The organism is Chryseobacterium sp. GW823-FHT05E08 (genome assembly GCF_058795655.1).
The window spans coordinates 312,735-328,007 of the sequence record NZ_JBXAHY010000004.1; the positions used below are offsets into that span (position 1 = coordinate 312,735).

At 32.9% G+C, this 15,273-nt stretch carries 8 protein-coding genes; 3 read left to right on the forward strand and 5 right to left on the reverse strand.

The genetic code is table 11. The features are described from left to right. Positions 1–15: 15 nt before the first annotated feature. The 3 genes from AC1Q7L_RS15560 to ccoN form a co-directional block, all read right to left on the reverse strand. Positions 16–5,049, reverse strand: coding sequence for a translocation/assembly module TamB domain-containing protein (locus AC1Q7L_RS15560; protein WP_492306825.1), 5,034 nt, complete (start codon positions 5,047–5,049; stop codon positions 16–18). Positions 5,050–5,339: 290 nt separating this feature from the next. Next, positions 5,340–6,227, reverse strand: coding sequence for a cbb3-type cytochrome c oxidase N-terminal domain-containing protein (locus AC1Q7L_RS15565; protein ID WP_492306824.1), 888 nt, complete (start codon positions 6,225–6,227; stop codon positions 5,340–5,342). 18 nt (positions 6,228–6,245) lie between these two features. Beyond that, entirely contained in the window at positions 6,246–8,525 is a 2,280-nt protein-coding gene (gene ccoN, locus AC1Q7L_RS15570) for a cytochrome-c oxidase, cbb3-type subunit I (RefSeq protein ID WP_492306823.1), read from the reverse strand. 195 nt (positions 8,526–8,720) lie between these two features. On the opposite strand from ccoN, the gene AC1Q7L_RS15575 reads away from it, so the two are divergent. After that, on the forward strand, positions 8,721–9,014 hold the full coding sequence (locus AC1Q7L_RS15575; RefSeq protein ID WP_492306822.1) for a helix-turn-helix domain-containing protein: 294 nt from the start codon (positions 8,721–8,723) through the stop codon (positions 9,012–9,014). A gap of 68 nt (positions 9,015–9,082) precedes the next feature. On the opposite strand, the gene AC1Q7L_RS15580 is transcribed toward AC1Q7L_RS15575, so the two are convergent. Then, on the reverse strand, positions 9,083–10,426 hold the full coding sequence (locus tag AC1Q7L_RS15580; RefSeq protein ID WP_492306821.1) for an alkaline phosphatase family protein: 1,344 nt from the start codon (positions 10,424–10,426) through the stop codon (positions 9,083–9,085). A gap of 186 nt (positions 10,427–10,612) precedes the next feature. On the opposite strand from AC1Q7L_RS15580, the gene AC1Q7L_RS15585 reads away from it, so the two are divergent. Then, the gene (locus AC1Q7L_RS15585) at positions 10,613–12,037 is read left to right on the forward strand and encodes an amino acid permease (protein WP_492306820.1); all 1,425 of its coding nucleotides are present in this window, start codon (positions 10,613–10,615) and stop codon (positions 12,035–12,037) included. A gap of 1,342 nt (positions 12,038–13,379) precedes the next feature. Then, the gene (locus AC1Q7L_RS15590) at positions 13,380–13,472 is read left to right on the forward strand and encodes a hypothetical protein (protein ID WP_492306819.1); all 93 of its coding nucleotides are present in this window, start codon (positions 13,380–13,382) and stop codon (positions 13,470–13,472) included. Between the two features lie 411 nt (positions 13,473–13,883). Here AC1Q7L_RS15590 and AC1Q7L_RS15595 read toward each other — a convergent pair whose 3' ends face one another. Continuing rightward, on the reverse strand, positions 13,884–14,324 hold the full coding sequence (locus AC1Q7L_RS15595; RefSeq protein ID WP_492306818.1) for a transposase: 441 nt from the start codon (positions 14,322–14,324) through the stop codon (positions 13,884–13,886). Positions 14,325–15,273: the final 949 nt, after the last annotated feature.

Sequence of the window (15,273 nt, forward strand, 5' to 3'; positions counted from 1 at the left end):
TAATAGTTTCTACGTCTATTTATTAAATTCTACCACCTGGTTATTTTTATTTTCTTTTTTACGTCTGTCTTTCTTAGCTTTTTGGAAAATCTCACGGAATTTGTCATAATCTAAAGTGATAATAAAACCAACTCCCGTTTCTATGATCTGTCCCTGAAGAGCCACCTGATATTCATCTTTACGATACGCACGAAGCATATATCTTCCGTCTTTTGAAAGGTTATAGTCTACGGTTACATCGCCAGCAATATTAGTTGTACTTTCATTTTGTCGGGCATCACCTTCCAAGGCGAAATTACTTCCAACAGTAACTTTCAGACGGTCGTTTAATAATTTTTTGCTTAAACCAACATTAAGATCGGTTCTTGTATTTTTTTCTCCTGATGAATAATCTTCCGACGAATCAAGACCTAAATCGATATCAACTCCTTTAATAAGCCCTGATGCAAGATTGTTCAACTGCTGTGAAAGAATTTTACTCACACTCTGTCTTGCCATCGCTTCTGCCGACATTCCCGCACCGGATTCGAACGGATTTTCACCAATGAAACGGTTCAGTAAAAGAAGAGCGAAGACCTGTTTATTCAATTCAGATTCTTCAGTTCTAAGCTGGGTAAGTTTAGCATCTACAATATCTGTTACTGTTGATGAAACAGCGTTGTTTTTTTCATCAGTTGTAATATCAAACGAAATTTCAGGTTTCAACAATTCACCTTTCATCTTTAATAAGGTATTGAAAGGAATTCTTTGTTTAAACTGATTCAATATTGAAGCATCTTCTCCGCTTACCTGTTGCTCAACAAGGTCGATAGGAGGGGCTTCTGTTTTATAAACGGCCGTGATGTCCATTGTTGCCGCGGTTGGCTCTCCTGTCCAGGTAATAGTACTTCCTTTTTGGATATCGAATTTACGTTTCAGTAGACTCACAGAAAGTTCGTAAGATCCTTTTTCCACTTCATAAACTCCGACAAGAGTTGTTTTTCCTGATGGATCGACACCGCCTGTTAACTCAGCTTCACCTTGAAGTTTTACAAAATCACCGTTGGCTTTGTCAATAACGATCGACATTTTAGCTTCTTTGCTTACTTCGATATTTACACTTACATCCATTCCTTTGATTCGGCTTTGAGCTTTCAGAGAATCTGCTTTGATGGTTTTGTTTAAAACTACCTGATCCTGATCGATAAACTCAACAATTCCGTCTCTTTCCTGCAATGATGGACTAGTTTGCGGAAGTACAAAAGTGAAATCCGTATCATCAGAAACAGCCAGTCTTCCGTCAACTTTTGGTAAGTCTAAATTTCCGCGAATGTGAAGTCCTGCGTCAATAGCAAGAATTCCGTACATCATCGCATCGTTGGATTTCTCTGAATTTACTACTTTGAAATCTTTCGCATTTACATCTAAATTGAAAGCAAAATCTCTGTAGGTTTGAGTAAGAACCTGTCCGTCCACAACCAATGAATTTCCGTCTTTATCGTTTATTTTAAATTTATCAAACTCAATTCCTCTGCTTGTAAAGTCGATCTCATCATTCAGTTTTCTGAAATCACTTCCTGTTTTTGCGATCTCCAAACCAACATCATTGAATTTTACTTTTCCTAAAATATTAGGTTTGTCGGCACTTCCTGTAATTTTCAGATTTCCTGAAAGATAACCTTCCGTATTGGTAATCGCGTTCATCGAGAATCCTTGTGCAGATTTCATTTGAAGTTTATTGATCGCCATATTCAGGTCAAATGTGCTTGAAGAGGTGTTGTAATCTCCCAAGATTTTCACATCATTATCGTTTCCGGAAAGGGCAATATCAGCATTTAAAAGATTAGGTGAAGTATTGTTGACTTTCACAGCAAGATTTCCAACCGGATTTCCATAAACGAATAAATCTGAAACCGTAAGATCAGAATTGAATGTCATGTTTTTCGTTAAATCTCGAAGCTGAGCGGTTCCGTTAATGGTTCCTTTTGCTAAAACCGTATCTTTTTTAATAATTTCAGTGATGGTTTCAATTTTGAAATCTTTCAACGAAACATTTAGAGGACTGTTTGGAGATTGAGTCTCGGATTGAAGTAAAATTTCACTTCCTCCATTTGAAAGTCTGAAATTATCAGCCAAAATTCCTTTGTTGCTGATCTGGATTTTATTTCCTTCGCCAACGATCCAATCGCTGTAATTTAATTTTAAACCATTCGGATTTAAAGATATTTCTGTAATATCGTTCAGTGATTTTGCATTTCCTGCGATCAGGAATTGAGTCACATCTTTTTCATCTTTTGTTGTAATATTGTAATTGATAATATTATTGGAAACATCCCCGTTGATATTCACTTTGTTTAAAGCTAAACTTGAACTTTTTAAGGCTGCTACACCAAGATTATACTGTAAAGCCTGATTTTCATTCGTGACTTTTAATGAAGCATTTTCAATAGAATTTTCACCATATAACAATTGTGGAATTTGTCCGTCGATCTCAATTTTCTGAGAATCTGCGTCATAATTTCCAACTAAATTGATCGTTTCAAAACTTTTCAGATCCGGAACAAATTTTCTGATCAAATCATCATTTTTAATTTTAGCATTAAAAGTAAAATGTTGTCCAGCATCAATTTTCTGAGCCTTACCGGGTTTTTGAAACTGATAATATTGATTAATTGTATTGGCTAAAGATCCAAAGATCTGAGTCAATTTATATTTTCCTGCAAGTTCAACATCTGCAATTTGCGAGTTGAAAATAATTTTTGTTGAATCATGGGTTGAAGAAGCCCTCAAATTAACTTCCTGAATTGGATACACTTCTTTCGTATCAGAGAAAGCAAAATTTTGAAGATTTAAATATCCATTAAGATTATCAGGATCAAGATTGGTGAAATCAGCGTCAATTTTTCCTCCGATGATCATTTGTTTATCATAGAAACCAAGCTTGTTTAAGTCTAATTTGATGATGTCTCCGTTTACTTTTACAGTAGGATTTTTTTCGTTATAAACTCCGGAAGCGATTAATTTTAAATTAGCATTCGGGTCTTTTGAGTTTAAAACAATATTATAAACGCCACGGTTGATCTTGCCTGTAAGATCCATGTTCTGATAACGGTAACCTTTATAAACTGCCGATGCAACATGACCTTTCAAGTCAGCATTTGCATTTTTGAAGTCAAAACTTTCTCCTTTTGCTGAAATTTGAGCCGTGATTGATCCGATATCTTTATTTTGAATAAATTTTCCGATCTGTAAACCTTGAAGATTGGCTTTCACATCATACAGCTCATGGTTTTTTCTGCGCATATCTACTTGAGCAATAATTGCTGCATTTCCAAGAGTTGAATACAGATTTAGATTGGCATCTACGACTTTCGTTGTGCCTTTTGCGGTTCCTTTTATACTGAAATTTGATGGCAGAGAAATGTTTGAAGGGATTGTATTTTTCGGAACTAAATTATAGATCGTTTTTGCCGATGAAGACAATTCTGCAATTCTCAGATCGTAATACAGATTGTCAGGATTCATCGCGTTTTTAATTCTTCCTGATGCGGCAACTCGCAATTGATCCAATCCTGAAACTTTCAGATCCTGAATCAAAAGATCGTTCACAATTCCTTTTACATTGGCGTTTACACTCAATATCGCGTTTGGATATTTGTTGAATGGAACGGTATTTCTTAACGTCGGAACCAAATTTAAAATATCAGAAAAACCAATCTTAGAATCTTTAATATTCGCTGAAATTTTTACGGTTCCCGGGTTTGAACTTAACTGTTCGATTGAATTATAATTTAAAATAACCTCATCTCTGATAAGCGTTTTTGGAGTCTGTAAGTAAAGATCTTTCAAATAAGCTTCTTTTTCACCATACACAAAATCGGTGTTGAATTTTTGAATATCCAAACCTCTCGCTTCCTGAATTTCCGCTGAATTTACTGTTCCTGCGAAAGTATTATTCTCCATTTTAAAGCTTCGAACCTCAACATTCATTTTAGAAAAATTCATGTGGTTGAAATCCATTCCCTGTTTTGTAGGAGCGATCGCGGTGTTGTTGTAAGCTACTTTTACGTCATTTAAAACCAATTTTCCTAAAAGCAGTTTCATTGCTTTTTCTTTGTCGGGATTGGTTGATGGTTCAGGTTCTTTCGTATTTTTTGGATTGGCATTTTGTGCCGGAAGATATAAGTTGGCGTTGATATCTGCTCCCGAAAGAACTACATTTCCAACGTTATAAGCATTGTTTTCAAGATCAAGTTTGTTGACTTTCGTGCTTAATTCTTTAAATAAAACTTTTGCAAATGTTTTGGTATTGTCGTCTCCGTAATCGATGTCGAAATTGGTTAATTTAATTCCTCTTAACCCAATCTGCATTGGTTTTTGATTGTTGAGAGAATCCACTTTTTTCTCTACTTTTTTGGAAACTTCTTTTACAAGATCTTGTTTAAGTTTTAATTTTAATCCGTCAAGATTAATGTCATTAACGGCATAAGTATTTTTAGTTAAATCGAAAGTTTTAACTCTGGTGTCGAAGGATTTGAAATATAATTTAATGTCATTATTCGATTGTTGATCGTTAAAAGTAACGCCAATATCTTTTAAATTAATTTTATCAAGAGAAATAATGAATGGTTTTGACGGGCTTTCTTCTTTATCAGTTGTCGCAAAAGCATCCATGATATAATCGAAATTGAATTTCCCGTCCGGCTTTCTAATCACATTCGCGCGAACGCCTTCCAGATCAACAGAAGTAATATCTGCAGTGGAATTGATTAGTTTAAGCATATTTAAACCTACATCCAGTTTTTTTACGGCAAGAAGCGTATCGATATTTTGGCCTTTTAAATACAAATTTTCCATAACAAGACTGTTTGGAAACCCTATATAAACCTTTTCTAAGCTTACTTTTGTTTTGATTTTTTTCTCAAGATAGACAACCAATTTGTCTTTGATGAAGTTTTGAACCGCCGGAAGCCTTAAGCTGAATATAAGCAAAGTGAGGAAAACCAATATTGAAATAAAGGTTATTGCAATACGCTTTAGGATCTTTCTTTTGTTAAATTTAAGTTTCAAATGTAAGTGGTTTGTAACAAAGATAATAAATCATTTTTCATTGAATATTAATTTTCTTTGTTGTATTAGCACTTTGCAAGTACAAAAATCCTGCCTTGGCCGACTATTATGGAATTTAGTTTAGCTAGTCAAGTGAATTAGTTGATAAGAACAGCCAAGACATGGATTTAGGTTGATATTTTTAAAAGCCCTCTTTCTAATCATTTTTTTTCGTTGAAAAGGTGTGATGCAAAAATGAAATCAAATGTTAGTTTTTAAAAGAGGGCATGGTTGATATTTAGGTGTAAATTTTATTCGTTATTATTTTCCCATTTTACTTCTTCGCCCTGAGGTGCGGCACCTCCCTGAGCTTCTGTAATAGGCGTTGTTTCCTGATTGATGTGATAAACATACGCCGCAATTTTTTCGGCATCTCTTCCTGTGATCGTTCCTTCTTTGATGAAAGGTCTCATGGTTGGATTATTTGGAGATCCGTTTTCGAGCATCCAGAATACATTTTTAAATAAACTTTTTTCTTTGATGTTGATCCAGTGCGTATCGGTAAGATTCGGACCGATTCCTCCTTTTGCTCCGTCTCCGTGGCAGGTTACGCAATTTGTTTTAAATAATTGTTCGCCTTCTGCGATGTTGTCTGCGCTGTATTTTGCAGTTTCCAGATTGATCTGTGGAGCTGTTTTTTCATATTCTGTGATTGATGCCAACATGGTTTTGGTTTCTTTGTTTAATTCGGCTTCGGGATGGGCGTAATCTGTAAAAGCAAAAGCGAATAAATAGACTGCACAGAAAATACATCCGAACCAAAATAAGCCGATCCACCATTTGGGTAAAGAATTATCAAGTTCTGTGATTCCATCGAAACCGTGATCGATCAGAATATCTTTTTCCTCGGTTGCAGATTGTTTTTTAAAGGCTGAATTCCAAAGTTTTTGATAATAAGGAACATTTTTTTCGTTTAAATATTCTTTTCTCTCATCTTCTGATAACCTGCTGAATCTTTCGTTCTCAACCAAATCTCCAATGGAATTCATGATGAGAAGTAAAATGGTCGTGATCAATATTAATGCCCAGAAAAAAGGTGAAGAAAAATATCCTGAATCTTGAGCAAACATTTCGAATGCCATGATCGTTAAACCAATTGTTGCAGCAATATATATTGAAATTGGGGTTCTTGTTTTCATTGTAATAAAATTTAATGATTACTTTATGCTTGCTGTTTTGATCTCTGTTGTCTTGATATCGGTTCCTAATCTTTGCAGATAGGCGATCATTGCTATAATTTCTCTCTGCTCAAGCGGAACGAATGAAGATCCTTTCGTTGATTTGTCTTTTTCAACCTGATCTCTTACATCGGTAGCTTCAGAATAAATTCTTTTAACGATGGCTTTCGATTGATTATCTGCCCATTTGCCGGCTGAATCTATTTCAGCTTTTGTGTAAGGAACATCGAAACTGTTTTTCATTAATTTCATTTTATCCACCATTTGAGAGCGATCCAGTTTATTGGTAATCAACCAAGGGAAACGTGGCATGATAGAACCTGCAGAAGTAATTCTTGGGTTATACATATGTTTAAAATGCCATGAATCCGGATTTCTTTCTCCTTCTCTGTGTAAATCTGGCCCGGTTCTTTTTGATCCCCATAAAAATGGTCTGTCATAAACGAATTCTCCCGCTTTTGAATACTGTCCGTTTTTACCGTCAAACCTCATCACTTCATCACGGAAAGGTCTTACCATTTGTGAATGACATGAGTTACAGCCTTCACGGATATACAAGTCCCTTCCTTCCAATTCCAATGGTGAATAAGGTTTCACGGCGGTAATTTCAGGAACGCTTTGTTTAAGAGATAGGGTAGGGACAATCTCTATCAATCCTCCAATTGAAATCACTACAAAAGCTAGTATGGATAATAATTTTGGTGTTCTTTCCAGCCAAAGGTGTGCGCCTTCGCCTTCTTTTCTGCTGCTTCCGATATTGGCTAAAGCAGGTGCTTCTGCAGGTACATTTTTTTGGAATGATCCGGCTTTGATTGTTTTAATAACATTCACAACCATTAAGATTGCCCCTGAAAGATAAAGCAGCCCTCCTACAAACCTCATTTTAAAGTAAGGAATAATTGCAGTTACGGTATCTAGCCAGTTTTTATAGAGTAAAGTTCCGTCCGGATTAAATTGTTTCCACATTAATCCCTGTGTAAATCCTGAAATATACATTGGTACGGCATAGAAAATAATTCCTAACGTTCCCAGCCAGAAATGCCAGTTAGCTAATTTTTTAGACCAAAGTTGGGTTCTCCACATCACTGGAATCAAATAATAGATAACTCCGAAAGCCATGAAACCATTCCATCCAAGTGCACCTAAGTGTACGTGACCAATCACCCAGTCTGTGTAATGACCAATTTTATTTAAAGATTTTGTTGCTAAAAGTGGGCCTTCAAAAGTTGCCATTCCATAACAGGTAACGGCTACGACGAAGAATTTAAGGATAGGATTTTCTCTTACTTTATCCCATGCACCTCTTAAGGTTAAAAGTCCGTTCAGCATTCCTCCCCAAGACGGAGCGATCAGCATGATGGAGAAACCTGTTCCCACTGCCTGAGCCCAAGCCGGTAAAGCGGTATATTGAAGGTGGTGCGGACCTGCCCACAGATAAACGAAAATCAAAGACCAAAAGTGAATAATGGAAAGTTTATATGAAAAGACAGGTCTGTCAGCAGCTTTAGGCATAAAATAATACATCAAGCCTAAAACCGGAGTCGTTAATACGAATGCAACCGCATTGTGACCATACCACCATTGAACCAAAGCATCTTTTACTCCTGCATATACAGAATATGATTTCCAGCTTGTGAATGATAACGGAACTTCAAGATTATTAAAGATATGGAGCATTGCCACGGCAATCCAAGTTGCGATATAAAACCAAATGGCAACATACAAATGTCTTACTCTTCTTTTCGCAATCGTTCCAAACATATTGATACCGAAGATGATCCATGAGAATGCGATTAAAATATCGATTGGCCATTCATGTTCCGCGTATTCTTTAGAAGTATTAATTCCCATTAAGAAAGTGATCACAACGCTGACGATCATTATTTGCCAAGACCAGAAATGTAACCAAGATAAAGTATCGCTGTACATTCTTGTTTTTAATAGTCTCTGCATGCTATAGTAAGCTCCACAAAAGAATGAATTACAGACAAATGCAAAGATCACGGCGCTGGTATGAAGCATTCTGATTCTTCCAAATCCCATTGCACCTTGAGTGTTGATCAACCCTTGAATATTTCCGGATGCTAAACTTTTAATCGTAGTATCATCTGTTCCGAATAAAAACTCAGGTAATTCCGGGTAGAAAAGCATTAAAGCAGCCGTAAGACCGAGTAAAAATCCGACCAAACCAAATACAATAGTAGCATACAAGAATGCTCTGACAATATTATTGTCATAATTAAATCTTTGCGTCTCCATAATTCCAATTGTGTGTACCGAAGTGATAAATTTTTCTTTTAAAATGGTTTTATTGGGTAAATTTTTAAACCAAATTTTAGGATGAAATAAATATCATGTAACGTGTATAATGTTTTGCCAAAGGTATTTATTAACTTTGTTAGAGGCTATTAGATAAACTTCTAAAATATACCGAAAACTACTAAAACAAAAAGGATGAAGATATGTGGACAAAACATCAGAAAAATTCGAAGGAGTAAAGATTTTACCCAAGAATATATGGCTTTTGAAATGGGGATTTCACAGAAAGCCTATTCCGATATTGAAAATTCTAAAGTGAAGATTAATTTGGATATTTTAAACAAGATTTCAGGAATTTTAGATATAAAACCTTCAGACATCTGTAGTATTTCCCACAAATGCGGAACAAATGATTTTGAAGATAAATATCACGATCTTGTAGAATATATGAAGAAAAATAATATTGCCATTCCAAAAGAGCATTTATAAACTTGTTAGATATAATATCAAAAAGGCTGCTTCAATAAGAGGCAGCCTTTAATTTTTAATTGAAAATTTTACTTTTTCAATAGTCCCGGATATAAAACTCCGTCTGTTTTCATCGTAAGATGTAATAATTGTGCAATTAATGGAGCAATATCTTCCTGTCCCATTAGAGGTAAAACCGTTCCTTGCTTTATATTTTTACCAAAAGCAACAAATCCTGTTTGAATTTCTTTAAAATCTGTTGGTAGATAACCGTGGGTTCCTCCGTCTGCTGCTTTTAATAATTCTCCTGTAGCGGTTGCTCCAAAACTCACTCCTTGATAGGCTGCTAATGCTAATGATGCGGTCGGATCTCCTTGTGCTTCTGCGATTTGCTGCTTATTTAGAACATGGAACAGTTTTTTGTATCCATCAGGTAAATTGTTAAGAAGTTCGTTTATTTTAGTTAATGTAGCTTTATCATTAGGATTTTTCAAATGTAAAAATGCAGAGCCTCCACTTGCCTGAAAGTAAGCTTTCCAGTCTTCTTTTTTGTCATTATCGTACAATCCTGCTTTTGCGAGCATAGCATTGGGGTTAAACTGAGAATGGATATCCACAAATCCATGATCTCCTGTGATGATAAACGTTGTGTTTTTATCAATTCCTGCTGCTGTTGCGGCATCAATAAGTGTTTTGATAGCTACATCCGCACCAACAACCGCAGAACGAACTTTGTCGCCATCTCTTCCTTCTTCATGTTCAAAGTGATCGACAGCTGCAATATGAAGGGCTAAAAATGATGGCTTGTATCTCTTTAAAATATAAGCGGCCATTCTTGCTTTGTTTTGATCAGTTACGTCATGGTCTAAACTTGCTCCATATTCCCCGAATTTCCCGACTGCATAATCCTGAACTTCTTGGAAAAGCTCTTTAGGTGTTGATTCTAAGCTCATTGCTTTTACTTCATCCTTTTTCTCTCCTTTGTTTTTTGGAAGATAAACATATTCTGGTAAGTTATAAGTGATTGGAGCTCCTACGGTTACAGGCCAGCTTACCCCTGCAGTAGTGAGTCCGGCTTCTTTAGCAACACTGAAAATCGTTGGAACTTTAATATCCTTATAAAACCAAAACCATTCTCCCGTAATTCCCAAAGGCTGAACCGGAGTATTATAATAAATACCATGTTTTGCAGGTAAAACTCCGCTTACGATGGTAGTGTGAGATGGATATGTCACGGTTGGAAATGAACCACGAACACCATTGGCATAAGCTCCTTTTTTCATCATTTGTCTGAGGTTTACCATAGACCATTCAGGGCTCAGATAAAACTCAGGTCTTAAACCATCAATACTTATTAAAACGACATGGTCAGAATTGTTCTGAGCTTTCGCCAATCCCGCTGCCAGCGCAAGAAAAAGGAATATTTTTTTCATTGTAAAAATTTTTGCAAGATTAGGATATTAGTATTAATAGGGTGTGAATAGACTATTAAGTTTACTTTCTTTATTAAATGCTTGTTGAGGATTAAAATTATTAACTCTGTCAATTAACTTTTATAAAGTCTCCAATAAAATCAAGAGCGAAAGTTTTTATATATTTAAGCTATATTTTTTCGATCTATGAACAATGAAAATAAAGAGGAACAAAAAGGTTCTCTTGTCAGAGGGTTAACCAATCGACACATTCAATTAATTGCCCTAGGAGGCGCCATCGGAACAGGATTGTTTCTTGGAATTGGTCCTGCGGCAGTTTTGGCAGGCCCATCTGTTATTTTAGGATATGCTTTGGCAGGGATTATTGCCTTTTTTATCATGCGTCAACTTGGTGAAATGGTCGTTCAGGAACCGGTTTCGGGAAGTTTTAGTTATTTCGCGTATAAATATTGGGGAAAATTTCCCGGTTTTGCTTCTGGCTGGAATTATTGGATTCTTTACATTCTCGTAAGTATGGCCGAACTTACGGCGATTGGTCATTACATCCATTTTTGGTGGCCAGATATTCCTCTCTGGGTTTCGAGTTTATTCTTTTTTATTTTAATTAATGCTTTAAATCTGGCTTCCGTAAAAGTTTACGGTGAAACGGAATTTTGGTTTTCAATTATAAAAGTTGTAGCCATTATTGCGATGATTATTTTCGGTATTTATTTATTGATAAGTGGCACAGGAGGAAGTAATGCAAGTGTTTCTAATCTATGGAATGACGGTGGTTTTTTTCCAAAAGGTTTATTCAATCACAGTGAAAAAGGATATTCAGGGCTCTTTGCGGCTATGGCGATGATTATGTTTTCTTTTGGTGGATTAGAATTGATCGGAATTACCGCTGCAGAAGCTAAAAGTCCCGAAAAAACAATTCCTAAAGCAACTAATCAGGTAATTTATAGAATTCTGATTTTTTATGTTGGGGCGTTGGTTATTTTATTTTCTTTGAGTCCGTGGAGAGAAATTACAGAAGGTTCAAGTCCGTTTGTAATGGTTTTTCAAAATCTGAATGGATTAGAATTTACGATGTTTGGAAAAGTAATTCAATTCAATGTTTTGATTGCGAATGTTTTGAATTTAATTGTATTGACAGCAGCATTATCCGTTTACAACAGCAGTGTTTACAGTAATAGTAGAATGCTTTTCGGATTGGCACAACAAGGTAATGCTCCGAAATTTTTACAGAAATTAAATAAAAATCACGTACCAATTAATGCAATCCTTATATCTTCTTGTTTTGCAGGAATCTGTATTATCATTAATAAATTAGTTCCGGAAAAAGCTTTTGAATATTTAATGGCTTTGGTGGTTTCATCATTAATTATCAATTGGTTGATGATTTGTTATACGCATTTAAAATTCAGAAGAAGTAAAATAGCATCGGGAGAAAAAACGAAATTTCCTTCTATATTTTACCCGATATCTAATTATATCTGCATTTTGTTTTTATTAGCTATTTTGGTATTAATGAGTATTACAGGAATGCAAATTCAGGTGATCTTAATTCCGATATGGGTAGCCTTTTTATTCGTAATGTATAAATTATACAAGCCGAAACAAGGATAATTATATTTTTTAGATAAAAGATATTTTGAAAGGACGGATGTTTATCTGTCCTTTTTTGTGCTTTATAGAAATAAAAAAACCATCCTTAAAAAAGAATGGTTTGTAGTCAACGAGGAACAAATTTCGAATCATTTTATTGATGATTTACGTAAATTATATTTCTTTGGACAATAATAAAATTTATGATTTACTATTTAAAATATGGTAACTATATAATTCGTCACTAAATAAAAATTGTGATATTAAAAGATATCTATAACTTTATCAAACTGATATAAACTCAGTTAGTTTTTTACAACCAGAAAAGTTGGGCCTCTCATTCCGAGAGGTTTTTTATTTATAGAATACTTTAAATTATAAACTATAAACTCGCTAAAAAATAAATCCTGCTGTAACTTGGTAGAAAAATAAAGCTATGGCAGATTTTATTTTGTAGAATTAAAAATTAGAGAATTCATTTAATTCATATTGGCGTAAAATTAGCGGAGTCTGATTTATTTTTCGGCGTTTAGAAAAAAAATTATACATTTGGCCTATAAAAGATCCTTGTATCAGATAGCTTTTAAGAAAAACTGAATTGTCGTATTATATTAATAGTGACTCTAAAGAAGTAATGAGCTAGGTCTACCAGTTGCTGGAGCTAGAATAGACACGGCTGTTATTAATGATTCTCTTCATGGATATGAAATCAAAAGTGCTTCAGACACATTCTAAGATTGCCTTCACAAATTGAAGTATACAGTAAGGTTTTTGATTATTTATCAGTAGTTACTGAAGGAAAATATTATCTAAAATTAAAAAAACAATTCCATCTTGGGTTGATCTAATAATGTGTGATGATAAAAACGGATTGAGGACAGTAGAGCAAGTGAGAAAAATTAGTGCGTAATAAAAACATAAAAGGATTTTATATTGCTAAACTACTTTGGAAAGAAGAATTGATTTAATATTTAACAGAATACCAGATTCCATTTAAAAAGAAAGATAGAACCTGGATACTCTGTGAAATTTTAGAATCTAATTTGGATATTCAAAATTTGTCACTAGCTGTTCGAAATATATTAAAATTAAGAAATAATTGGAAGGAAGTTACCTTTTTTTATAAAAGGCTACATATTATTAAAGTTATATGATGGTTTTTACTGATTTCTACCATGCTCTAGGATTTCGCGGTCTATTATTTTCTGTTACTATTTATGGATTCTTCTATCTCCCCATAAAAAATGTTCGCCTAAATAGTCATGGTACTTACTAAGATAGCCTAAAAAAGGACATGTAAGTTTGCAAGACGATTCAGTTCATACAAATATTGTAGGAAAATTCTTAAAACTCAGTAAGCGGATTGTATAATAATGTTTCCAGAAAACACCTTCAAAAATATGTTGACGAATTTGTTTATAGATTTAACTTAAGAAAAACAACTACTAATGGTTAATGTCTGGCAAAATACTTGTAAAACTAAATAAATTTTCGATTATTAAATATTCAGTATATAAAATTTTTTAACAGAGTTCATTAGTATAAATCTTTTTCCATTTTGTTACAGTGTTTCTACTTAACTTAAAATGCAATGCCAACTGTGAATTATTTAAATTGTTTTCTTTCTGATAAATCAAGATCTCCAAAATTGCATTTCTACTATAAGAATGTCTTTTACTGTTAAACTTCATAGTATCTTTATCAACTTTTCCAAAGATTATTTTATTCAATTTCAAGATATCATTAAATGAAAATTCTGGTTTATTAAGTATAGGGATGCACTGAGGCATCTTATTTGGATATTTTAATAATATCATATCATTGTAAATTTTCTTATAATTTAAATCCATTTGATAATAAATTTGTCTTATTTTTTGAACTTGGCAATCCATTTATATAGAGTTGTTTTGGGAATACCATATTCTTCAATTACTTCTTTTTTTGTTTTTACGTTAGTTTCAATAAGTTCTAGAATAAATTCGATAATTCCCCTTGTATAAAGATTTTTTCGGATGTCTAGAGATCTTATATTAGAATTCTTAATATTAATATTAGTGGTAGATTTGTGAGGCGCAAATATTATAAGATGCTGAGTATAGATCCTAAAAAAATCATATTGTAATAACTTACACCAACATAAAAGTAATTCAGCATCCAAACTTTTTGCTTTGAACATTTTTTTTACTTCTGATCTGTTACAATTCAAAAATTTAGATGTTATTGCAAGATCAATTTTTTTTTCATACCAATTATTATAAATGTATTTTCCAATATGTATGTCTTTATGGTTTTCTTCATGTATATTCATAATAAAAATTTAGTATATATTAAATTAATGGAAGTGAAAATAATATATTTTGAATTAAATACAGTTATCTGTGATATAACGCATTTAAATTTAATTAAGGATGAAATCAGTATTTAGTTTTATCAAATATATCCTGTTTAATAGGAAAAACACAAATATTATTTATAGAAAAAAATAATGATTGTTGTAGAAATTATTCTATATCTATAATAAAATATTTTATTATATGGCGAAAATTAAAATTTTATTTACAGTTGTAATGTATTTATTAAAAATTATAGATTTTTTTAACAAATTATCTTAATTAATAACGTAGATTCAATTATTGTTCTACTTGTTAGTAAAATGTTATGATGATTTATAAAGTAATATTTTATTTTAATTTGCAAATATGAACAAATAACTAATTTTTATAATCTCTTAGTTTGAATAAATTACTTGAAATAATTAACCAAATGTTAATAATATTGTTAACACTTATTTATTTAATAAGAAAAATAAATAAGTGATTCTCTAAATTTCAATGAATTTATCATCAAATATAAATTGTTAATCAACATTGTACTTTGAACCCAATTAAAAAGATGAAACAATAGGAATTTTGTTGTAGAATTATTTTTACGACATAAACGATAAATATCTATAAAAATGATCAGATATTTAAAAATTTTAGAATTAATTTTACTATTGAATATTGATAGAATTTTATGAAAATTAATTGATACTTTTATATTTTCCATATCTTTTTCGTTTTGTATTGTATGCGGGATTAAATTTCCCGCATTTTTATTATTATATTAATTGCAAAAAAATAACAATTTTCTTTTATTATAATTTTAAAAATATAAATATATATTCTTTGTATGCATACTGCTATGATATTAACTTTTCAAAGATAAATCCTTCGAAGTATTTCCGATTTAACTTCTATATATATTAAGAAATAATA

Bases quoted from the DNA above. Each gene is read 5' to 3' on its own strand.
- AC1Q7L_RS15565 (WP_492306824.1), bottom strand. From the start codon at position 6,227: ATGAAAACAAGAACCCCAATTTCAATATATATTGCTGCAACAATTGGT.
- ccoN (WP_492306823.1), bottom strand. From the start codon at position 8,525: ATGGAGACGCAAAGATTTAATTATGACAATAATATTGTCAGAGCATTC.
- AC1Q7L_RS15575 (WP_492306822.1), top strand. From the start codon at position 8,721: ATGAAGATATGTGGACAAAACATCAGAAAAATTCGAAGGAGTAAAGAT.
- AC1Q7L_RS15580 (WP_492306821.1), bottom strand. From the start codon at position 10,426: ATGAAAAAAATATTCCTTTTTCTTGCGCTGGCAGCGGGATTGGCGAAA.
- AC1Q7L_RS15585 (WP_492306820.1), top strand. From the start codon at position 10,613: ATGAACAATGAAAATAAAGAGGAACAAAAAGGTTCTCTTGTCAGAGGG.
- AC1Q7L_RS15595 (WP_492306818.1), bottom strand. From the start codon at position 14,324: ATGAATATACATGAAGAAAACCATAAAGACATACATATTGGAAAATAC.